The sequence below is a fragment of the Actinocatenispora sera genome (assembly GCF_018324685.1).
Taxonomy (GTDB): Bacteria; Actinomycetota; Actinomycetes; order Mycobacteriales; family Micromonosporaceae; genus Actinocatenispora; species Actinocatenispora sera.
In genome coordinates this window covers 681,251-703,204 of record NZ_AP023354.1, presented here as the reverse complement: position 1 = coordinate 703,204, position 21,954 = coordinate 681,251, and the positions used below count along the sequence as shown (strand labels likewise).

Annotated in this window: 14 protein-coding genes, 1 tRNA gene and 1 pseudogene; 9 read left to right on the top strand and 7 right to left on the bottom strand. The window is 71.1% G+C overall.

Translation table 11 applies throughout. The annotated features are described in order from the left end of the window. Positions 1-150: 150 nt before the first annotated feature. The 5 genes from Asera_RS03215 to egtD all read right to left on the bottom strand — a co-directional run bounded on the left by Asera_RS03215 (position 151) and on the right by egtD (position 4,865). Positions 151-226: transfer RNA gene (locus tag Asera_RS03215), tRNA-Thr, on the bottom strand. Between the two features lie 13 nt (positions 227-239). Then, the gene (locus Asera_RS03210; protein ID WP_030449510.1) at positions 240-1,046 is read right to left on the bottom strand and encodes a hypothetical protein; all 807 of its coding nucleotides are present in this window, start codon (positions 1,044-1,046) and stop codon (positions 240-242) included. A 136-nt stretch (positions 1,047-1,182) separates the two neighbouring features. Further along, positions 1,183-2,505 carry a protoporphyrinogen/coproporphyrinogen oxidase gene (locus tag Asera_RS03205; protein ID WP_169745920.1) on the bottom strand — a complete coding sequence of 441 codons (1,323 nt, stop codon included), beginning with the start codon at positions 2,503-2,505 and terminating at the stop codon, positions 1,183-1,185. 285 nt (positions 2,506-2,790) lie between these two features. Then, on the bottom strand, positions 2,791-3,684 hold the full coding sequence (locus Asera_RS03200) for a hypothetical protein (protein WP_030449512.1): 894 nt from the start codon (positions 3,682-3,684) through the stop codon (positions 2,791-2,793). A gap of 206 nt (positions 3,685-3,890) precedes the next feature. Then, positions 3,891-4,865, bottom strand: coding sequence for an L-histidine N(alpha)-methyltransferase (gene egtD, locus Asera_RS03195; RefSeq protein WP_030449513.1), 975 nt, complete (start codon positions 4,863-4,865; stop codon positions 3,891-3,893). 167 nt (positions 4,866-5,032) lie between these two features. Between egtD and Asera_RS03190 the strand changes: the two genes are divergently transcribed. The 6 genes from Asera_RS03190 (at position 5,033) to Asera_RS03165 (ending at position 14,069) form a co-directional block, all read left to right on the top strand. Next, positions 5,033-5,221 (top strand): hypothetical protein, encoded by a 189-nt coding sequence (locus tag Asera_RS03190; protein WP_157035173.1) that lies wholly within the window; start codon positions 5,033-5,035, stop codon positions 5,219-5,221. A 124-nt stretch (positions 5,222-5,345) separates the two neighbouring features. Further along, on the top strand, positions 5,346-6,824 hold the full coding sequence (locus Asera_RS03185) for an MFS transporter (protein ID WP_051803006.1): 1,479 nt from the start codon (positions 5,346-5,348) through the stop codon (positions 6,822-6,824). A 72-nt stretch (positions 6,825-6,896) separates the two neighbouring features. Further along, on the top strand, positions 6,897-10,751 hold the full coding sequence (locus Asera_RS03180) for an ABC transporter ATP-binding protein (RefSeq protein WP_035298586.1): 3,855 nt from the start codon (positions 6,897-6,899) through the stop codon (positions 10,749-10,751). A 263-nt stretch (positions 10,752-11,014) separates the two neighbouring features. Then, positions 11,015-11,911 (top strand): carbohydrate ABC transporter permease, encoded by an 897-nt coding sequence (locus tag Asera_RS03175; protein ID WP_030449516.1) that lies wholly within the window; start codon positions 11,015-11,017, stop codon positions 11,909-11,911. After that, a complete protein-coding gene (locus Asera_RS03170; protein ID WP_030449517.1) occupies positions 11,908-12,723 on the top strand; it encodes a carbohydrate ABC transporter permease in 816 nt (271 codons plus the stop codon). Before Asera_RS03175 ends, Asera_RS03170 begins: the two co-directional genes overlap by 4 nt. Positions 12,724-12,725: 2 nt before the next feature. Beyond that, positions 12,726-14,069, top strand: coding sequence for an ABC transporter substrate-binding protein (locus tag Asera_RS03165; RefSeq protein WP_030449518.1), 1,344 nt, complete (start codon positions 12,726-12,728; stop codon positions 14,067-14,069). A 42-nt stretch (positions 14,070-14,111) separates the two neighbouring features. On the opposite strand, the gene Asera_RS03160 is transcribed toward Asera_RS03165, so the two are convergent. Next, positions 14,112-15,605: a peptide MFS transporter gene (locus tag Asera_RS03160; protein ID WP_030449519.1), complete on the bottom strand. Its 1,494-nt coding sequence runs from the start codon at positions 15,603-15,605 to the stop codon at positions 14,112-14,114. Between the two features lie 419 nt (positions 15,606-16,024). On the opposite strand from Asera_RS03160, the pseudogene Asera_RS33850 reads away from it, so the two are divergent. Further along, positions 16,025-16,348 (top strand): annotated as a pseudogene (locus tag Asera_RS33850) (MarR family winged helix-turn-helix transcriptional regulator); the annotation flags it as partial. A gap of 199 nt (positions 16,349-16,547) precedes the next feature. Further along, a complete protein-coding gene (locus Asera_RS03155) occupies positions 16,548-19,142 on the top strand; it encodes an MFS transporter (protein WP_030449521.1) in 2,595 nt (864 codons plus the stop codon). 81 nt (positions 19,143-19,223) lie between these two features. Here Asera_RS03155 and Asera_RS03150 read toward each other — a convergent pair whose 3' ends face one another. Next, complete coding sequence (locus tag Asera_RS03150; protein WP_030449522.1) at positions 19,224-19,781, bottom strand: TetR/AcrR family transcriptional regulator; 558 nt, start codon at positions 19,779-19,781, stop codon at positions 19,224-19,226. A gap of 255 nt (positions 19,782-20,036) precedes the next feature. Here Asera_RS03150 and Asera_RS03145 point away from each other — a divergent pair, with 255 nt between their 5' ends. Beyond that, on the top strand, positions 20,037-21,830 hold the full coding sequence (locus tag Asera_RS03145) for an MDR family MFS transporter (RefSeq protein WP_244843714.1): 1,794 nt from the start codon (positions 20,037-20,039) through the stop codon (positions 21,828-21,830). Positions 21,831-21,954 lie beyond the last annotated feature (124 nt).

Below are 21,954 nucleotides of genomic sequence, written 5' to 3'. Positions count from 1 at the left end.
GCTGTCGCCAACATAGCCGCTGGCCCTGTGAATGAACAGAGTCCGTACGAGCGGTGCCGCGCCGCTGACTCGCCGTACGGCGGGGTGGGTCTCGCACCGGCGGTTCACCCCGCGCCGGGCCTGCGCGCCCGGATTGTCCGCGGGCGCTCCTGGAGCCGCCTGTCGGCCTCGAACCGACGACCTACGCTTTACAAGAGCGTCGCTCTACCAACTGAGCTAAGGCGGCAAACGCAGCCAGTCTAAGACCACTGGCCCGCGGTGGCGCCACCGCTGGCACGGGCGGGGCGTGTCGCGCCGGCGGCGCGCAGGGTGATCAGCCGGGCGAGCCGGTCCGCAGACCCGACCGGTACGCACCAGACGCCGGCCCGGACGGACATCCGGACCGCCGGCCGGCCGATCGCGATGGTCAGCCCCGTTCTGGTGGTCGGGTACGCCACGGTCCCCGGCTCCGAGACGGTCACCGCGGCGACATCGCCCACCTCGGACCAGTCGGCTCGGTCGTACCAGACGACCCGGCTGCCCCAGTGTCGCGACTGGACCCGCCTGTTCACGCCCACCTCGTCCGGCCCGACCCGCATCCGACAGGGAAGGTCGAGCCTCCAGGTCACCGCCAGCGGGCTCGCGGCCAGATCGGCCGGGTCAGCGGCGAGGATCGGCCGCAGGCACAGTCGCCGCAGCACGGTGAACAGCAGCACGGCGCCGCAGGCGCCGGCCACCGCGCCGCCGGTGGTGGCGAGCATCCAGGACGGCGTGTGCCCGCCACCGTCGGCGCCGAGGTCGGTCGCGTACCCGGCGATCGCACCGGCGGTGAGCGCCGCGATCCAGCGACCGGAGCGGGCCCACTCGTCGGTGTCGTTCCAGTGCCGGACCAGCTGCACCACCGCCAGGACGAGCAGCCCGACCGCCGCGGCGAACGCCGGCGTGCGGACCAGCCGCTGGTCGGCGACCAGCGCCAGCCCGACGAGCAACGCGACCGGCGGAAGCAGCTGCAGGATCACGACGAACGCCCTGACGACGGACAACGTGGTACGAAACTCGGCACGCATCCGGCCACCGTAGCGACCCGACACCACCCGATGACCGGTTCGCCGCGGCCTGCGGACCGCGCTCGCCGGGCCTGCGAACCGGCCCGGCGGGTCGCGCCCGGCCCCGCGGTGCGGTCCGCCCCGTACCGCGATGTGGTCAGGAGGTGTGCAGGAGGTTGGCACAGGCGTGCAGGGCGCTGCGGACGGCGCCTTCGAGGCTGGGGCTGGCGAGCCAGTCGCCGGCGAGGTGGATCCGGTCGGCGCGATGAGTACGGGCCCGCAGCGCGGCGTCGCGCGCGTGCAGCCGGCGCAGCCAGCCGACCCCGAACAGCGGTACGCCGTACCGGTGCCGGACCACCGCCCAGCCGAGGATGTCGCCCAACGGCTGGCCGAGCAGCCGCTCCGCCTCGGCCAGCAGCAGCGACCGGATCGGCCGGTCCGGCTCGTCCAGCAGCTCGGCGCCGAGCTGCGGCGACGCGCAGATCGCCAGGCCGCCGCGGCCGTCCGGCACCTGCCCGGTACCGCGGATCTCCAGCGGTTCGACCCCGGCGAGCGGATGCCGGCCGGCCCCGACCGGGCAGACCGGGTGCGGCACCGGCGCCGGCGCCGCCAGCGCGACGTGCAGCAGTACCGCCGGGGAGAACGCGGCGTCGTCGGCGAGCGACCGGTCGGGGTGGTCGGCCGGCAGCAGGGTGGTGGCGAGCGACGGCGGGCCAGCCAGTAGCACCGCGTCGGCGGTGAGGGTGTCGCCGCCGGCCGTGTCGACGTGCACCCGGTCGCCGTCCGGCCGCAGCGCCACGACGGTTGTCTCGTACCGGACGTCCAACGCCGCGGCGACCGACTCCCACAGCGTGCCGAGGCCGCCGCGCGGGCAGTACAGGCGGGCGCCGGGTGCGGCGGCGAACTGCGCCAGGGCGACGGCCCGGGAGGTGCGGTGGGCCGGGGAGAGCATCAGCGCGTCGAGCGTCGCCGGCAGGATCCGGTCCGCGTAGTCGCGGCCGACGTGCGCGGTGAACCAGCTGGCGGCGTCCTCGTCGTCCAGGTCCGCGGCGGCGGCCAGATCGCCCCAGCGGGGTGCGGAAGCGGCCAGCCGGGTGCCGAGCGCGGCCACCCGCCGGCGGCTGGCCGCCGACAGCAACGGGGTGCGCAGCATCGCCGCGGTGGCGGTCGGCAGCGGGTGCCGGCGGCCGTCCAGGACGATCCGGCTGTCCATCGCCAGCCGGATCAGGTCGCGCCGGCCGAGGCCGACCTGCCGGGCGAGATAGCGGGTGGAGCGGTAGAAGGAGGCGATGAACTCGGCGCCCCGGTCGAACCGCCAGACCTGGCCGTCGACCCGCAGCTCGGCGACGCCGGAGCGACCGCCGGGTCGGGGATCTCGCTCCAGCACGGTCACCGCGGCACCGGCCGTGGTCAGCGCGCGCGCCGCGGTCAGCCCGGCGGGGCCGGCGCCGACCACCACCACCCGTCGAGGTACCGCCATGGCACCCATCATGCCGTGGCCGTGCACCCGGCCGCGGCACGCCCCGGTGCGGTGCCACCACCGGAGTACCGCATCCGGTGGTGGCACCGCACCGCGCCGACGGCTGCCGGTGTCGTTCTCGGTACGTGCCAGGGGCATCCGGCGGGCGCCACGTCGCGCCGGCGGCTGTCGTTCCCGGGACGTGCCGGGCGCCACGTCGCGCCGACGGCTGGCGGTCCCGGTGCGTGGCAGGAGTGTCCGCCCGGCCGGCCAACGCCGGCTGGCCGGGCGGACCTCCCGGGTGGGTCAGGATGCGGCGGCCGGCTCCGGCTCGCCGGCGGGCTCGGCGTCGTCGGCGCCGGGGTAGCCGGCGAGCTCGCGTTCCAGCTCGGCCAGCCGGGCGCGCAGCGCCTCCGCCTCGGCCTGCTTGGCGGAGCGGTGCTCGTCGATGACCGTCTCGACCGCGCCGGTGATGGACTCGATGTCGATCGCCCGGGCGACGGCGTGTCCGGCGGTCACCGGCAGCGGGGTCGGCTTGACCAGCTTGCGCGAGCCGTGGCTCGCCTCCACGGTGGCGCCGTCGCCGGCGACGGTCACCGTGATGACCACGTCACCGGCGCTGCCCCGGGCGGCCTTCTTCGCCGCCGCCTTGGCCGGTCGGCCGCGCCGGGCCGGCGCCGCTTCACTCTCGCCATCGGAAGCCGATGCGCCGCCGGCTCTGGCCGCTTCACCGACGCCGGCCGAGTCGGCGCGGCCTGCGGCGCCGGCCGGGCCGGCGCCGGTCGCCGCGTCGGAGGCCGGACCAGCGCCGGTCGCCGCGTCGGAGGCCGGGTCGGCGTCGGAGGTCGGGTCGGCGCCGCTCGCAGCGTCGGAGGTCGGGCGGGTGGGGGCCGAGGCCGGTCCGGTCGCGTCCGGGTCGGTCGCGGCGGTGCGGGCGATGACGTCGGCGCGACCGCGCGGCACGACGGTGAGCACCGTGGTGGGCAGCCGGACGTCCTGCTCGGATCCGTTGCGGGTGATCCGCACCGTGCAGGGTAGGTCGGCGTCCGGGTCGTGGTCGACCAGGACCCCCTTGGTACCGGCGGGAACCTCGCCGTGTGCGGTGTGCACCGCGACCCTGGGCTGCTCGCCTCGCCCCAACGCACTGACCAGGGCATGCAGGTCACGGTCGCTGAGCTGATCGGTGGAACCAGCGCTCACGCTCGTCCTTTCCTTCGGTGATGGCACGGCGGAACGACGTCGGCGACGTTCCGCGGCCGCAGAGGTCGGACCGACCTCCGTACGACAGGTGCGGAATGACCTTCGCACAGGCGTACGACACGACGCCCGCACGGGGTAGCCGGCATCGATACTGCGGGTGAGCCGGCGCCGGGCGCGTCCGGCGAAAGGCCGCCGGGACGGGGACGTCAGCGGGCGCGGGCGAGCGTCACCGCGAACCGCTCGGTACCGTCTGGCCACCAGTGCTCGACGGTGAACCCGGCGGCGGCGAGTTCCGCGCTGATACCGGCCCGGTGGAACCGGGTGGAGACCGCGGTGCACAGCAGCTCGCCGGCGGTGAACGAGATCGTCAGGTCGACCGCGGCGAGCGTCACCTCGATCGGCCGGGTCGCGCGCAGCAGCAGCTGTACCCACTCGTGTTCGGCGTCCCAGCGCACCACGTGTTCGAACGCCTCGATCGGGAAGTCGGCGCCGAGCGCGCGGTTGAGTACCCGCAGCACGTTGCGGTTGAACTCGGCGGTGCGCCCGTCCGGGTCCTGGTACGCCCGGACCATCGCCTCCGGGTCGGTGACCAGGCCGACGCCGAGCAGCAGCGCGTCGCCGGGCGCGAGCACCGCGCGCAGGCCGCACAGCAGCTGCGCCCGGTCCGGTGGGAGCAGGTTGCCGATGGTGCCGCCGAGGAACAGCACCAGCCGGTTCTCGTCTGCCGGCAGCGCGTCGAGATGCCGGGTGAAGTCGCCGACCACCGCGTGGATGTCGAGCCACGGGTACCGGGCGGACAGCGTCGCGGCCGCCGACGCGAGCGCGCTCTCCGATACGTCGAACCCGACGAACCGGCGCAGCGTGCCGTGCTCGTGCCCGGCCTCGATGATCAGCCGGGTCTTCGTCGACGCGCCGGAACCCAGCTCGATCAGGGTGCGGACGTCGGTGTCGGCGACGACGTCCGCGGCGTGCTCGGCGAGCACCGTCGATTCGGCCCGGGCCAGGTAGTAGCCGGGCGCGTGGCTCAGCTCGTCGAACAGCATGCTGCCGTGCGCGTCGTAGAACCAGGTCGGCCGGAGCCACTTCGGGTGTTCGGTCAGCCCGGCGACCGCGTCCGCGCGCAGCGCCCGGGCCTTCTCCTCGGTACCGAGGCGGACGTCGAAGGTCGGCCGATCGCTCAGCACGCCGCCACCTCCGCAGCCATGGATTCACGGTACGGCGTGGCGGGCGGCCGGCGGCGGAGTTGCGGCGAGCGGGCGAGGGACGAATGCCGGCCGCCGGGTGTGCTGGTACGCCGGCTGCCGGGTTGCGGCGGCTGGGTGGTTGTGCCGTCGGTAGGCTGCGCCTCATGTCTGCGCACCGCACCCGACTGATGTGCCAGTTGTGCCGTAGTACGGGTGTGGTCTGGGCACCGAAGATGGCGGTGCAGTGGGGCAGCCGGGAGACGTTCTCGCTGGCCGCACCGACCCGCTGCCCGGAGTGCCGGGGCAGCGGCTGGTTCGAGCTGGCCCGGGAGAACGTCAACGGCGCCGGCTGAGCCGGCCGAGCCGGGTCGGGCCCGGCGTCGAGAGCACCCGTCGCCTGGCCGTACCGGGTGAGAGTGCCCACCGTCCGGTCGGGTCGGCGGGCGGGATCGGGGTCCGGCGTTGAACGATGGGACCGTGACCTCCGTCGACGCCCGAGCCAGCGTGCTCGGCGAGTACACCCCGGATCCGCGCCGGTGGCGCGCGCTGACGGTGTGCCTGATCGCCGGGTTCATGACGCTGTTGGACGTCAGCATCGTCAATGTCGCGTTGCCGTCCATGCAGGACGGGTTGCACGCCAGCGCCTCCGACCTGTCCTGGGTGATCTCCGGGTACGCGCTGACGTTCGGGCTGGTGCTCGTGACAGCGGGCCGGCTGGGCGACGACCGCGGTCGGAAGCGGATGTTCCTGGCCGGGCTGGTGCTGTTCACCGCGACCAGTGCGCTCGCCGGCGCGGCCACCTCCGGCACCTGGCTGGTCGTGGCGCGGCTGCTCCAGGGTGCCGCCGGCGGGTTGCTGAACCCGCAGGTCATCGGCGTCATCCAGCAGCTGTTCCGGGGCCGGGAGCGGGGTCGCGCGTTCGGCCTGTTCGGTGCGGTCGTCGGCATCTCGACGGCGATCGGGCCGCTGCTCGGCGGGTTGCTGCTGCAGGGCTTCGGTGATCAGGAGGGTTGGCGGTTCGTCTTCTACGTGAACCTGCCGATCGGGGTGCTCGCGCTGTTCGCCGGGGCGCGGCTGCTGCCGCACGACCGGATCGACCGCAACGCCTCCCGGCACACGCTCGACCTGGTTGGCGTGGTGCTGCTCGGCGTGGCGGTGGTGGCGATCATGCTGCCGCTGATCCAGGCGGAGAAGGACCCGTCCGGCGCGCCGTGGTGGCTGCTCGCGGTCGGGGTGGCGCTGCTCGGCGGCTTCGTCGGCTGGGAGCGGCGGTACTCCCGCCGCGGCCGGCAGCCGCTCGTCGACCTGGGCCTGCTGCGTACCCGCAGCTACGCGATGGGTACTTCACTGGGGCTGGCCTACTTCGCCGGGTTCACCGGGATCTTCTTCGTCATCACGCTGTTCTTCCAGCGCGGGCTGGGCTACACGCCGCTGCAGGCCGGCGCGGCGATGCTGCCGTTCGCGATGGGGTCGGCCGGTGCCGCCGCGCTCGGTGGCCGGATCGTGTCCCGGTACGGGCGGGCGCTGGTGGTGCTGGGGGTGCTCGCCGTCGCGGTCGGCCTGGTCGGTACCGACCTGGTGCTGGGCGCGTTCACCGGCGGGCACGTGGGGCTGGTGACCGCGCTGCCGCTCGCGGTGGCCGGGATCGGCAGCGGCCTGACCATCGCGCCGAACCAGACGCTGACCCTCGCCGAGGTACCGCCGGCGGAGGGTGGCACCGCCGCCGGCGTGCTGCAGACGGGGCAGCGGATCGGCTCGGCGATCGGCACCGCGGTGGCCGGCGCGCTGTTCTTCGGCAGCCTGGCCACCACGCACGGCGACTACCACCAGGCGGCGGCGCTGGGCATCCGCGGCTCGATCGCGCTGGTCCTGGTCGCAGTGCTGGTCGGCGTGGCCGATCTGGTCCTGGATCGCCGGCACCGCCGGGCCCAGGGGTCCCTGCCGCCCCGGGTGTGACCTGTACCGCGGCGGCAGTTGGCGAGCCTGACTCCGTATTAGCGTGGTGGTCGTGGTGCGACGAGGCGAGCGATGAGGGCGGACGACCGCAAACGGGGACATAACGCCCGGTCCGGCAACGCCGGGGGCGGCGGCAGCGAGGCCGGATGGTTGCGGCGCCTGCTCGGGTACTGCTGGCGCTACCGCGGCCGGGTGATCGTGGCGTTCGGCGCCTCGGTGGCCGGGATGGGCGTCACCGCGCTGGTACCGCTGATTCAACGCTCCATTGTGGACGATTCGATCCTGTCCTCGAAGCGGCCGCTGCTGCCGCTGGTCGGGCTGCTGGTGCTGGCCGCGCTGGCGATCTACGGCACCGCGTTCCTGCGCCGGTACCACGGCGGCCGGCTGGCGCTGGACGTGCAGCACGACATGCGGACCGCGCTGTTCGCCGCGCTGTCCCGGCTGGACGGTGCCCGGCAGGACGAGCTGCAGACCGGCCAGGTGGTCGGCCGCGCCACTTCGGACATCACCATGGTGCAGGGCCTGCTCGGGATGATCCCGATCATGATCGGCAACGTCCTGCTGTTCGTCATCTCGCTGGTCGTGATGATCACCCTGTCGCCGTTGCTGACGCTCGTCGCGCTCGCGGTCGGCCCCGGCCTGTACTGGATCTCCGTGCTGTCCCGGCGCAAGCTGTTCCCGGCGACCTGGGCGGCGCAGCAGGAGGCGGCGGCGGTCGCGGCCGAGGTGGACGACGCGGTCACCGGCGTGCGGGTGGTCAAGGGCTTCGGCCAGGAGTCCCAGGAACTGACCAAGCTGGAGCGGGTGGCCCGGCGGCTGTTCGCGTCCCGGCTGCGGGCGGTGCGGCTGAACAGCCGGTACAACCCGGCCCTGCAGGCGATCCCGGCGCTCGGCCAGGTGGGCGTGCTGGCGCTGGGCGGCTGGCTCGCGGTCAACCAGTCGATCACGCTCGGCACCTTCCTCGCCTTCTCCAGCTACCTGGCCCAGCTGATCGGCCCGGTACGGATGCTCGCCGGGTTGCTGACCATCGGCCAGCAGGCGCGCGCCAGCGTGATCCGGGTGTTCGAGGTGATCGACTCGCAGCCACTGGTCACCGAGGCGCCCGACGCGATCGACGTACCGGCCGACACCACGCCGACCGTCGAGTTCGACGACGTGCACTTCGGGTACGTGCCGTCGCAGCCGGTGCTGTCCGGGCTGACCCTGTCCGCGGCGCCCGGCGAGACGATCGCGCTGGTCGGCTCGTCCGGGTCGGGCAAGTCGACGGTGTCGCTGCTGCTGCCCCGGTTCTACGACGTGGGCGCCGGCGCGGTCCGGGTCGCCGGGCACGACGTGCGGGAGCTGACGATCGACTCGCTCCGGGCGTCGATCGGGCTGGTGTTGGAGGACAGCTTCCTGTTCTCCGAGTCGATCCGGGACAACATCGCGTACGGGCGACCCGACGCCACCGACGAGCAGGTGGTCGCCGCGGCGAAGGCGGCCGAGGCGCACGAGTTCATCCTCGGCCTGCGCGACGGGTACGACACGATGGTCGGGGAGAAGGGGCTGACTCTGTCCGGCGGCCAGCGCCAGCGGGTGGCGCTGGCCCGGGCGCTGATCACCGACCCGCGCATCCTGGTCCTGGACGACGCGACCTCGGCGGTGGACGCGCAGGTCGAGGCGGAGATCCACGCGACGCTGCACCGGGTCATGCAGGGCCGCACCACGCTGCTGATCGCGCACCGCCGCTCGACCCTGGCGCTGGCGGACCGCATCGCGGTGCTGGACGGCGGCCGGGTCGTCGACATCGGTACCGAGGCCGAGCTGGCAGAGCGCTGCCCGCTGTACACCCTGTTGCTGTCCGGCCCGGGCGACGACGCGGAGGGCATCGACGCCGGCGAGCTGCCCGCCGAACCGGCGCTGGTGGTACCGGACTCGGCGGCCGACGAGCTGAACGACGACGGGACCACGGCGCGGCTGTGGGATCCGAGCCGCGCGCCGGAGCCGGAGCACGTGCCGGGCCTGGCCGGCGATCCGGCCGCGCTGCCGCGTGGCGGCGGGGGCGGTGGCGGTGGCGGGATGGGCCGGATGGGCGGCGCGCTGGCGAGCATGCCGCCGACGCCGGACCTGCTCGCGAAGGTCGCCGCGCTGCCACCGGCCACCGACACCCCGGACGTCGACGACGACTCGGTACGGGCGGCCGACCCGCGGTTCAGCCTGCGCCGGTTGATCGCCCCGATGCGCGCGCCGCTGCTGGTGGCGCTGCTGCTGGTGGCGGTGGATGCGGCGGCGACGCTGATCCTGCCGGCACTGATCCGCTCCGGCGTCGACTCCGGCGTGCAGCACCGGCACCTGGCGGTGATCGCGACCGTCTCGATCATCGGGCTGGGCGTCGTGCTGATCGACTGGGTCGTCCAGATAGGACAGACGCGGATCACCGGCCGCACCGGCGAGCGGATGCTGTACGCGCTGCGGGTGAAGACGTTCGCGCACCTGCAGCGGCTCGGCCTGGACTACTACGAGCGGGAGCTGTCCGGCCGGATCATGACCCGGATGACCACCGACGTGGACGCGTTCTCGTCGTTCCTGCAGACCGGGCTGGTGCAGGCGGTGGTGTCGGTCCTGACGTTCTTCGGCATCCTCGGCGCGCTGCTCTACCTGAACGTCGAGCTCGGCCTGGTGGTCTGCTCGGTGCTGCCGATCATGGTGCTGGCCACGCTGGTGTTCCGGTCCCGCTCGTCGAAGGCGTACACCGAGGCGCGGGAGAAGGTCGGCATCGTCAACGCCGACCTGCAGGAGAACGTCGCCGGCATGCGGGTGGCCCAGGCGTACCGCCGGGAGGGGCGCAACCGGGCCAGGTTCTCAGCCCGCTCGGACGACTACCGCCGCACCCGCACCCGGGCGCAGCGCTACATCGCCACGTACTTCCCGTTCGTGCAGTTCCTGTCCACTGTGGCCGGTGCGCTGGTGCTGGTGGTCGGCGGCCAGCTGGTCCACAGTGGATCGTTGAGCACCGGCGCGCTGATCGCGTACCTGCTCTACATCGAGATGTTCTTCGCGCCGGTGCAGCAGCTGTCCCAGGTCTTCGACGGGTACCAGCAGGCCGCGGTGGGGTTGCGCCGCATCGTCGAGCTGCTGCGTACCCCGACCAGCACGCCGCAGGCCGCCGACCCCATCGCGGTCCCGCCGCGGCTGCGCGGCGAGATCGTGTTCGCCGACGTGTCGTTCGGCTACTCGCCGGACCTGCCCCCGGCGCTGTCCGATGTGGACCTCGCGGTCTCCCCGGGGGAGACGGTCGCGGTGGTCGGTGAGACCGGCGCCGGGAAGTCGACGCTGGTCAAGCTGGTCTCCCGGTACTACGACGTGACCGGCGGCGCGGTCCTGGTCGACGGCGTGGACATCCGCGACTACGACCTGCCCGGCTACCGGCACCGGATGGGTGTGGTGCCGCAGGAGCCGTACCTGTTCCCCGGCACGGTTCGGGACACCATCGCGTACGGCCGGCCGGCGGCGAGCAACGCCGAGGTGGAGCGCGCGGCCCGGGCGGTCGGCGCGCACGACATGATCGCCCGGCTGGAGGGTGGCTACTACCACGAGGTCGCGGAGCGCGGCCGCAACCTGTCCAGCGGGCAGCGGCAGCTGCTGGCGCTGGCCCGCGCGCAGCTGGTGGCGCCGGACATCCTGGTGATGGACGAGGCCACCGCGGCGCTCGACCTGGCCACCGAGGCCGAGGTCACGCGGGCCACGGATCGCCTGGTGGGTAAGCGAACCACGCTGGTCGTGGCGCACCGGCTGACCACCGCGGCGCGGGCCGACCGGATCGTGGTGCTCGACCGCGGCCGCATCGTCGAGGCCGGTACGCACGCCGAGCTGCTCGCCGCCGACGGCGCCTACGCCCGGCAGTGGGAGGTTTTCACCACCGGTCAGACCATCACGGCAGCACGCTGACCCGAGCCCGCCGCATCATCGCTGTCGGTACCCACGCCGAGTCGCTGCGTGCCGTCCGGGTGACCGGCAGGTGTCCAGAAGGTTAACGACGTCTGTCTTGTGGGTTGCGGCACAGCCGGAAGCTGCTCTATCTTCCCGTGAACGCTGTCGTAAAAATCTTTCAACGACCGCGTTGTGCATCGTGCCGGTTGCCGTGGTGGGAGGGAACGTTGACAGTCACTGACCGATCATCGGCGGCTACCGCCGAGGCTGACGCGCCTGCAGTGCGGTCGGCCAGCAGAACGCGCCGTAAACGGCGCGAGTACCTGCTGTTCCTGCTGTTCATCGCGCCGAACGCGGTGCTGCTCGCGGTATTCGCGTACTGGCCGATCGTGTTCAACGGGATCCTCAGCCTGACCAGCTGGGACATGGTCTCGCCGCACATCCCGTTCGTCGGCCTGGCGAACTACAAGGACATGTTCACCGACACCGACTTCTGGTGGGTCATCCTGCGGACGATCCTGTTCTCCGGCGCGGTCGTCATCGGCTGCGTGGTGGCCGGGCTCGCGGTCGCGATCCTGCTGAACCAGAAGCTGCGCGGCCGCAACGTGGTCCGCACGGTCGCGTTCGCGCCGCACATCCTGTCCGGCGTCGCGATGGGTACCGTCTGGCTGTTCATCTTCGACCCGCAGATCGGGCTGATGAAGATGGTGCTGGGCAAGATCGGCGCGGACGGCCCGGCCTGGATGACCGACTCGAACTGGGCGCTCGCCGGCCTGATCATCGTCTACCTGTGGAAGACGATCGGCTTCGTCGCGGTGGTCTACGTGGCCGGCCTGCAGGGCATGCCGAGCGACCTGTACGAGGCGGCGCGGCTGGACGGCGCCGGCTCCTGGACGCTGTTCCGCAAGATCACGTTCCCGCTGCTGTCGCCGGTGACGTTCTTCGTCGTGGTGGTCACGATCGTCGCCACGTTCCAGGCGTTCGACGTCATCGCGATCATGACCGACGGCGGTCCGGGCGACGCCACCACCACGATCTCCTGGTACATCTACAAAGAGGCCTTCCAGGCTCTGGACGCCGGCCATGCGGGCGCCGGCGCGCTCGTGATGTTCGTGATCCTGATCGCGATCACGGCGGCCCAGGCCCGGTTCATGGAGCGGAAGGTGCACTACCGATGAAGACCGTTGGTACCGGCCTGAAATACCTCGGGCTGATCGTCGTCCTGGTGCTCGCCGCGGTGCCGATCTACTGGCTGCTGTCCACCTCGGTCACCTCGCCGGAGAAGATCTTCCAGTTCCAGTGGTTCCCGGACGGGCTGAACTGGCAGAACTACATCGACGGCTGGAAGTCCGCACCGTTCGGCGCGATGTACAAGAACTCGATCATCGTCACGCTGGCCGGCGCGCTGATCCAGATCTGCGTGGCGATCCTCAGCTCGTACGCGTTCGCGTTCCTCGACTTCCCGGGCAAGCGCATCGTGTTCCTGATCTTCCTCGGCGCGATGATGGTGCCGGGCACGGTGGTACTGATGCCGAACTTCCTCACCATCGCGGCGCTCGGCTGGGTCAACTCCTACGCCGGCATCGTGATCCCCGGTGTCGGATCGGTGTTCGCGATGTTCCTGTTGCGCCAGCACATGTTGACGCTGTCGTCCGAGGTGACCGACGCGGCGAAGGTCGACGGCGCGAACCACCTGCGCATCCTCTGGCACGTGGTGCTGCCGATGTCGCGGCCGATGGTGGTCACGGTGATCGTGGTGGCACTGGTGGAGAAGTGGAACGACTTCGTGTGGCCGCTGGTGTCGACCAGTACCGACTCGATGCGTACGTTGCCGGTCGGGTTGCTGATGATCAAGGACGCGCAGGGCTTCACGAACTGGGGCGCGGTCATGGCCTCCTCGGTGTTCATCGTGGTGCCGGTGCTGATCGTCTTCTTCATCGCCCAGCGCCAGATCATCGCCGGGCTCACCGCCGGCGCGACGAAGGGCTGAGAATGAACGCGAAAGCACGCGCCGCGCTGAGCCGGCGCACCCTGCTCGGCGCGCTGGGGCTCACCGGCGTCGCGGCGATGTCCGGCTGCGCCGGCAGCTTCCAGCAGACCGCCGGCACGGTGCCCGGCAAGTACGCCAAGCGGCAGCATGTGGTGTTCTGGCACTCGTTCGGCGGTACCCCGCTCAAGGTGCTCACCGAGCTGGTGGCGAAGTTCAACGACAGCCAGTCGGACATCTACGTGGAGGCCCAGTTCCAGGGCAGCTACGAGATGACGATGCAGAAGCTCGCCACCGCCATCGTGGCCAAGCAGGTACCGGACATCTGCGTACTGTCCGAGGTCACCTGGCGCAAGATCCACCTGGCCGACGCGCTGGAGCCGTACAACGACTTCTTCGACGGCGACGTGCAGCCGGACCAGTTCATGGACCAGTTCATCGAGGAGGGCACGGTCCAGGGCAAGCTGTGGTGGATCCCGTTCGCCCGCAGCACGCCGATCTTCTACTACAACAAGACGGTGTTCGAGAAGGCCGGGCTGTCGTCGGACGGGCCCGAGTCGTGGGAGCAGCTGCAGGAGTGGGCGCCGGCCATCATGCGGCAGAAGACCGCCGCGGGGCATCCCAAGGTGCTGGCGCTGGGCAGCACGTACGCCAGCTGGTACTTCCAGAGCAACGTCTGGACCTGGGGCGGCCACTACTCCAATGGCCTGGACGTCAAGTTCGACACCAAGCAGCTCATGGACGCCGGCCAGTGGATGGTCGACTTCATCCGCAAGCACAAGGCCGCGTACCTGTCGCAGAAGCCGGACCAGGACATGGGCAGCGGGATCACCGCCTGCTACCTGTCCTCGACCGGCGGCCTCACCCAGGCCGGCCTGAACGCCAAGGGCGGCCACTACCAGGTCGGTACCGCGTTCCTGCCGCAGCACGAGGGGAACTTCGGCTGCCCAACCGGTGGGTCCGGCATCGGCGTGCTCAAGTACGCGGAGAAGTCACGCAAGGAGGCCGCCTGGCAGTTCATCAAGTTCCTGGCGCAGCCGAAGAACTCGGCGCACTGGACCGTCGGTACCGGCTACCTGCCGGTGGTGAAGGCGGCCCAGCAGGAGCCTGAGCTGATCAAGGCGACCAAGGACAAGAACTACCTGACCGCGCTGCGGCAGCTGCCGAAGACCCAGCCGCAGGACCTGATCCGGTTGATCGTGTCCAGCGCCGGCGACACAATGGACGAGCAGCTGACCAAGCTGTACTCGTCGAACGCCTCGGTGCCGGACGTCTTCGGCCGGCTGGACAAGAAGCTCGGTTCGCTCGCCGATCTGATCCGCGAAACCTACGACTCGCACTACAAGTAGTACCGCGTCGCGGTGGCCCGGCCGGCCGGGCCACCGCGTCCGTCAGTTGACGTCGCGCATGCGCTTGGTGATCAGCGGCGAGACGAGGTACATGACGACGCCGAGCAGCGCGACCACCCCGCCGACGATGGCGAAGTAGGCGACCTCGGTGTCCGGGTTGAACACCGGCACGATCTGCGCGCTGATCCCCTGCGCCGCGGCGTCGGACAGGAACCACAGGCTCATCGTCTGCGACGCGAACGCGACCGGGGCGAGCTTGGTGGTGGCCGACAACCCGACCGGGGACAGGCACAGCTCGCCGAGGATCACCAGCACGAAGCTGCCGACCAGCCAGAACGGGCTGGCCGGTACGGACGTCCCGTCGATCAGCCCGGGACCGGTCATCAGCAGGTACGACAGACCGGCGAGGAACATCCCGGCGGCGAACTTGCGCGGCGTACGGGGTTGCCGGTCGCCGAGCTTGGTCCACAGCAATGCGAACAGCGGCGCGAACAGCACGATCGCGAGCGGGTTGATCGACTGGAACCAGGACGGCGGGATCTCGAAGCTGCCGAGGTGCAGGTTGGTCCGTTCCTTCGCGAACGTCGCCAGCACCACCGAGCCCTGCTCCTCGATCATCCAGAAGAACATCGACCCGATGAACAGCGGGATGTACGCCCGGACCCGGGACCGCTCGTCCGGCGTGGTGCGCGGGCTGCGCAGCATCACCACGAAGTACGCCACCGGCAGCGCGATGGACAGCAGCGAGATGATGTCGATGATCCAGCCGACGGTGAACACCCCGCCAAGCACCATCCCGCCCAGTACCAGCACGACCACGATCGCGCCGATGCCGAACCGGGTGGCGACCGGTCGCCGCTCGGCCGGCGTGATCGGGTTGTGCGCGGTCGTACCGGCCGAGCCCATCCAGCGGCCGAGGACCACGTAGAGCACCAGCGCCAGCGCCATGCCGAACGCGGCGAAGCTGAACCCGGCGTGGTAGTTGTAGCCGTTCGCCAGCGCACCGACCACGATCGGCGCGATGAAGGCGCCGATGTTGGTGCTCATGTAGAAGATGGAGAAGCCGGCGTCGCGGCGGGCGTCGCGCCGGCTGTAGAGGTCGCCGACGACGTTGGAGATGTTCGGCTTGAGCAGCCCGGTGCCGATCACGATGAAGATCATCGACAGGTAGAGCGCGGCCAGGCCGCCGGTCGGGATGGCCAGGCAGATGTGCCCGCACATGATCAGGCAGCCACCGATGAAGATCGACCGGCGGGAGCCGAGCAGCCGGTCGGCGATCCAGCCGCCGATCACGCCGGACATGAACACGGCCGAGCCGTAGATCGACATCAGCGACGACGCGGTGCCCTGCGGGATCCCCAGGCCGCCCTGGCTGACCGCGGAGTACATGTAGTAGAGCAGGATCGCGCGCATGCCGTAGTAGCTGACGCGCTCCCACATCTCGGTGAAGAACAGCGTGGCGAGCCCGCGCGGGTGGCCGAAGAAGCCGTACTGCGGTGCGTCCGGTACCGCGTCCTCGTCGACTGCTTGACTCACCGTCGCCCCTTTCCGTCGGGATCCCCTCAGGCTGCATTGCTCCGGTACCGCTTGGTGGGCATTTGCCGCTTTTCCTACCCGACAATCCTTCGGGTGAACCGTCGAGCGGCCTGCGCCTGTCCGGGGTGCCGGCCGGCGTCGAGCCGACCGTGCCTAGGCTGAGCCCGACCCGTACCGCCGGCCGACCGCCGCGGTCGGGTCGCCGGCGTTCGACCCGGCAACGGGGCCGTGGTCGACCACCCTCTCGTCGCCGTACGGGCGGTCTGCGGGGCGGAATTGACCGGCCGGCAAGTAATTGGGTTCTTCGTCACAGCTAATCAACTTGCCTGCCGGGCCGGCAAAACTGATGCTTGTAGGGAACAACTATCCATCCTCGGTGGGGCCTGCCCGGCTGTCGGTCGGCAGGCAGCTTGGAGATCATGTCCGGTTCGACGCCGGCGACTCCGCCGGACGAGGAACTTGCGCTGGCAGACCGCCTCGGCGATCAGCTTGTCCGGTTCCTGCGCCTGGTGGGCCGCAACCACACCAACCTTCCCGAGATCTACCAGGCGGACATCGAGAAGGTCGGCTACGTGCTGCTGTGGCGCCTCGCGGCGGACGGGCCGCAGCGCACCACCGCCCTGGCCGAGGCCGTGCACTCGGACATCTCGACGATCAGCCGGCAGGTCACCGCGCTGGTCAAGCAGGGCTGGGTGGAGCGCACCCCGGACCCGGAGGACGGCCGGGCCTACCTGCTCGCGCCGACCGAGGACGGCCGACGCGTCTACCGGCGCATCCGCAAGCGCCGCAACGAACACATGGCCCACGTGCTCGCCGGCTGGGGGACGAGGACCGGCGCGAGCTGCTGGCGCTGCTCGACCGCCTCAACGACGACTTCGAGGAATACCTGCTGCGGGTCCACGAGGGCTGCAGCCAGAAACAGCAACGGGGAGAGAAGGTCGGATGAGTCATACCGCTGCTGCGGCACCGAGCAAGGCGGTTGCGTCCCCGTCCAACGGCGTGCTGACGCACCGACAGATCATGACGATCCTGATCGGCCTGATGCTCGGCATGTTCCTCGCCGCGCTCGACCAGACGATCGTCGGTACCGCCATCCGGAACATCGCGGACGACCTGAAGGGCCTGGACAAGCAGGCCTGGGCGACGACGGCGTACCTGATCACGTCGACGATCGCCACCCCGCTCTACGGCAAGCTGTCCGACATGTACGGCCGGAAGCCGTTCTTCCTGGCCGCGATCCTGATCTTCATCGCCGGCTCGGTCGCCTGCACGTTCTCCACCTCGATGTACGAGCTGGCCGCGTTCCGGGCGTTCCAGGGCCTGGGTGGCGGTGGCCTGATGTCGCTCGCGCTGGCGATCATCGGTGACATCGTCGCGCCCCGGGAACGAGCCAAGTACCAGGGCTACTTCCTCGCCGTGTTCGGTACCTCCAGCGTGCTCGGCCCGGTGCTCGGCGGGGTGCTGTCCGGGCAGAGCTCGATCCTCGGCCTGACCGGCTGGCGCTGGGTGTTCCTGATCAACGTGCCGATCGCGGCCGTCGCGATGGTCGTGGTGACCAAGGTGCTCAACGTGCCGCATGCGGCGCACAAGCACAAGATCGACTGGGCCGGCGCGCTGTTCCTGGTGGTCGGGCTGGTGCCGCTGCTGGTCGTGGCCGAACAGGGGCAGTCGTGGGGCTGGACCTCGACCCGGTCGCTGGCCGCCTACGGCATCGGCGTGGTCGGCATCGTCGCGTTCATCATCGCGGAGAAGTTCGCCAAGGACGAGGCGCTGATCCCGCTCCGGATGTTCCGCAACCCGGTGATCTCGCTGATGTCGGCCGGCGGCTTCATCGTCGGTATGGCGATGTTCGGCGGCATCGCGATCCTGCCGCAGTACCTGCAGATCGTGCACGGCGCGTCGGCGACCAAGTCCGGCTTCCTGATGCTGCCGATGGTGCTCGGGATGATGGTCGGCTCGATCCTGTCCGGCCAGATCACCGCCCGCACCGGCCGGTACAAGATCTTCCCGATCATCGGTACCGCGCTGATGGTCGCGGCGTTGCTGCTGCTGCACACGATCGGTGCCGACACCGCGCTGTGGCAGGTCAACGTCTTCATGGCGATGCTCGGCCTCGGCCTCGGTAACTGCATGCAGACGCTGACCCTCGCGGTGCAGAACGCGGCGCCGCCGAAGGACATGGGCGTCGCGTCGGCCACCAGCACGTTCTTCCGGCAGATGGGCGGCACGCTCGGTACCGCGGTGTTCATCTCGGTGCTGTTCAGCACGGTCGGCGACAAGATCACCGACGCCTTCAAGGAGAAGTCGATCCAGCACGGCATCGCGCAGGCCGCGCAGGACCCGTCGGTGCTGAAGAACCCGCTGAACGTCGACATGCTGAAGCATCCGGCCCAGGCGGCGAAGCAGGTGATGAGCGACTCGTCGTTCCTCTCCCACATCGACGACCGGCTGGCCCGGCCGTTCCTGGTCGGGTTCTCCAACTCGATGGACCTGGTGTTCCTGATCTCCGCCGGCGTCGCGGCGATCGCGTTCGTGCTCTTCCTGTTCACCAAGGAGGTGCCGCTGCGCACCCAGTCCGGCACCGCGGCGCGGCTGTCCGCGGAGAGCGCGGAGGCCGCGGCCGACCCGGCCGCGATGGTGGCCGACACCGAGGACTCGGTGCCGCCCGGCGGCCGGCACGCCGCCGACGCCGATCCCGCGGCGGAACCGCCGGTCGACGCGGTGGCGGCGCTGCCGGCGGCCGACCCGACCGCGGACCTGCCGCCGGCTCCGGTGATCGGTACACCGATCCGCGGGTACGTGCGGCAGGCCGGCGGTGCGGTGGTCTCGGACGCCGCGCTGACCCTGATCGATCCGGCCGGGCAGCAGATGGGGCGCGGCATCACCGCCGGGGACGGCGGGTACCAGATTGCGGTCGACCGGCCCGGCAACTACGTGTTGATCGCCCGCGCCCGGGCGCACCAGCCGCAGGCCACGATGGTGACGGTGAACGGGAACCCGGTCCAGCTGGACCTGACCCTGGCCGGCTCGGCCGGCCTGGTCGGTGCGGTCAAGCAGACCGGTGACCACCCGATCCCGGGCGCCGCGGTGATCCTCGCGGATGCCGACGGCAACGTGGTCGGCTCGCAGTCCACCGACGTGGGCGGCACGTACGAGTTCGTCGAGCTGGTCGCCGGGTCGTACACGCTGGCGGTCAGCGCGCCGTCCTACCAGCCGGTGGCGCTGCTCGTCACGGTGCCCGACGTGGGCCGGGTCCGGCAGGACATCGAGCTGGCCGGCGGCGCCCAGCTGCGCGGCGTGGCGCGGTCGTCCGACGGCCGGCTGGTGCCCGGTGCCCGGGTCAGCCTGCGCCGGCCGGACGGGACCGAGATCGCCGCGACGATCACCGACGACGCCGGGCGGTACGCGTTCACCGAGGTGCCGGAGGGCGACTACACCGTCGTCGCGTCCGGGTACGCGCCGGTGCGCAGCTCGCTGACGCTCAGCATCGGCGACCGGCACGAGCACGATGTCGAGCTGAGCCACTCGACCGACTGACCGGTACGACGAGGGCCCGGCGGCAGGTGCGCCGCCGGGCCCTCGTGCTGCCCGGGTGTGCTCTCCGGCCCGGGGCGGGCGTTACTCGCGGATGAGGTCGAGGGCGACCTCGACCGCCGCGTCGGCCACCTCGTCGCCGGAGTGCTTGGTGTCGGACATCCCGACCATGGTGCCGAAGCTGATCGCGAACACCGCGAGCCGGCCGCGCAGCTGGTCGGGCAGCGACTGGCCGTCGTCGGTCAGCACCTCGAACAAGCCCGCCATCCGGTGCTTCATCGTCTCGCCGATGGGCAGGTCGCGCAGCGTCGGCTGGTTCTCGTGCATGAACTGGAGCAGCTTGCGGTTGCCGCGCATCAGCCCGGAGTAGCGCCGGATCACCTCGCGCCGGGTCTCCACCGTCGGCGGCTGGGCGCGCGCCCACTCGATCAGCTCGTCGATCTGCTCGGCCGAGTCGGTGAAGATGCTGACCAGGATGTCTTCCTTGGTCTTGAAGTGGTAGTAGAGCGCGGCCTTGGTGACGCCGAGCTTCTCGGCGATCTCGCGCAGCGCGGTCTTCTCGTACCCGTGTTCGGCGAACAGGTCGAGCGCGACCTGCTGGATGCGGGCCCTGGTGTCGCGGGGGCGCTCCCGAGTCGTCATCGCCGCTCCCCGCTTCCGTGGTTCTCCGACACCCGCTGCGCCCTGCTCATGGGCGTTCCGCTGGTCGGAACACCCATGAGGAGCCACGCCGCGCGATGCCCATGATTCGCTCGCTGACGCTCGCTCATGGCTCCGATGCGCTCCTCGTCACTCGCTACCTACTTGACGGCCGGCTAGTACAGAGCTTACCTTACGACAGGTAAGGAAACTAGCCGGCCGGCAAGTAAATTGCTGGCCTCTGAGAGGAGCGTACCCGTGGCCGCTCGCAGGCACACCCCCAGCCGGTACGTCGGGGCACACACCACAGGAGACGAGCCGGGTCCGGCGACCTCGCCGGCAGAACCGGCAGGACCAGCGGAGCCGGTACCGCAGTCCAAGGCCCGGATGTACGTGGTGCTGGTCGGCGTCATGCTCGCCATGCTGCTCGGCATGCTCGACCAGATGGTCGTCAACACCGCGCTGCCGCGCATCGTCGGCGACCTCGGCGGCCTGGCCCACTACTCCTGGGTCGTCACCGCGTACCTGCTCGCCACCACGGTGACCACGCCGATCTGGGGCAAGCTCGGCGACCTGTACGGGCAGAAGAAGGTCTACCTGGCCGCGATCGTGCTGTTCCTCGGCGGCTCCGCGCTGTCCGGCGCGGCACAGAGCATGACCGAACTGATCGCGTTCCGCGCGTTCCAGGGACTCGGCGCCGGCGGCCTGATGGTCGGGGCGATGTCGATCATGGGCGTGCTGGTGCCGCCGCGCGAACGCGGCCGGTACCAGGGGATCATGGCGGCGATCATGCCGCTGGCGATGATCGGCGGCCCGCTGCTCGGCGGGTACGTGACCGACCACCTGAGCTGGCGCTGGGCGTTCTACGTCAACCTGCCGGTCGGCGCGGTGGCGCTCGCGGTGATCGTGGCGACGCTGAAGCTGCCCAGGGTGCGTACCAGCCACCGGGTCGACTACCTGGGCGCCGGGCTGCTCGCGCTCGCCGCCGGCTCGCTGATCCTCGGCACCACCTGGGGCGGCAGCCAGTACCCGTGGCTGTCCACCCAGATCATCGGCCTGGGCGTGCTCGCGGTGCTGTCGCTGATCGGGTTCGTGTTGGTGGAGCGGCGGGTCGCGGAACCGATCATCCCGCTGGGGCTGTTCCGCAGCCGCAACTTCGCGGTGGTGTCGGTCCTCGGCTTCCTGGTCGGGTTCGCGATGTTCGGCGCCACCCTGGCGCTGCCGCAGTACCAGCAGATCGTGCAGGGCGAGTCGGCGACCGGCTCGGGCCTCGCGTTGCTGCCGCTGATGCTCGGCATGATCGTCGTCAGCCTGATCGCCGGCCAGGTCATCACCCGGACCGGGAAGTACCGGATGTTCCCGATCCTGGGTGGCGCGCTGATGATCGTCGGGATGGTCGCGCTGGCCCAGCTGGACGCGGACACCAGCAGGTTCGTCGCCGGGCTGCTGATGGTACCGCTCGGCCTCGGCATGGGTGCGCTGATGCAGACGCTGATGACGGTGTCGCAGAACAGCGTCGAGCTCCGGCAGATCGGGGTGGCGTCCAGCGTCGTCACGTTCGCCCGGTCGATCGGCGGCGCCTTCGGTACCGCGGTGTTCGGCGCGGTGCTCACCGCCCGGCTGACCGCCTCGCTGGACGACCAGCTCGGTGCCGGTGCCGGTGACAGGCTGCTGTCCGCGGGTGCCCGGATGAGTCCGGACGCGCTGAACCACCTGCCCGCCACCGTGCACCAGGCCTACCTGGCCGCGGTCGGTAATGGCGTCGGGGTGGTGTTCTGGGCCGCGGTACCGATCGCCGCGCTGATGTTCGCACTCGCCTGGCTGATCCGGCACGTACCGCTGCGCGGCTCCGCGCCCGGCTCCGCCGCCGCTGGCCCCGGCTCCGACCCGGGCTCCGGCTCGGGCACGGCGAGCGCGACGCGCGTCGACGGTACCGAGCCTGCCGCGCGAGCCGGCGCCGGTGTCGTGCCCGCCGGGCGGGTGGGCGCCGGTGTCGGGCCCGCGGGCGTGGCGCCGGCCGGCGTCGGTACCGGGGGTGCCGCCGCAGGCTGACCGCGCCGGGCGAATGGTGGGCCGGATCGGGGCGAGGGGCCCGATCCGGCCCACCGTCGATGCCGTGCCTTGCCGTGGCGTGGCGTGCCTTGTCGTGGCGTGGCCTGCCGTGGCGCCGGAATGT

Bases quoted from the DNA above. Each gene is read 5' to 3' on its own strand.
- Asera_RS03210 (WP_030449510.1), bottom strand. From the start codon at position 1,046: ATGCGTGCCGAGTTTCGTACCACGTTGTCCGTCGTCAGGGCGTTCGTC.
- Asera_RS03205 (WP_169745920.1), bottom strand. From the start codon at position 2,505: ATGGCGGTACCTCGACGGGTGGTGGTGGTCGGCGCCGGCCCCGCCGGG.
- Asera_RS03190 (WP_157035173.1), top strand. From the start codon at position 5,033: ATGTCTGCGCACCGCACCCGACTGATGTGCCAGTTGTGCCGTAGTACG.
- Asera_RS03180 (WP_035298586.1), top strand. From the start codon at position 6,897: ATGAGGGCGGACGACCGCAAACGGGGACATAACGCCCGGTCCGGCAAC.
- Asera_RS03170 (WP_030449517.1), top strand. From the start codon at position 11,908: ATGAAGACCGTTGGTACCGGCCTGAAATACCTCGGGCTGATCGTCGTC.
- Asera_RS03165 (WP_030449518.1), top strand. From the start codon at position 12,726: ATGAACGCGAAAGCACGCGCCGCGCTGAGCCGGCGCACCCTGCTCGGC.
- Asera_RS03155 (WP_030449521.1), top strand. From the start codon at position 16,548: ATGAGTCATACCGCTGCTGCGGCACCGAGCAAGGCGGTTGCGTCCCCG.
- Asera_RS03150 (WP_030449522.1), bottom strand. From the start codon at position 19,781: ATGACGACTCGGGAGCGCCCCCGCGACACCAGGGCCCGCATCCAGCAG.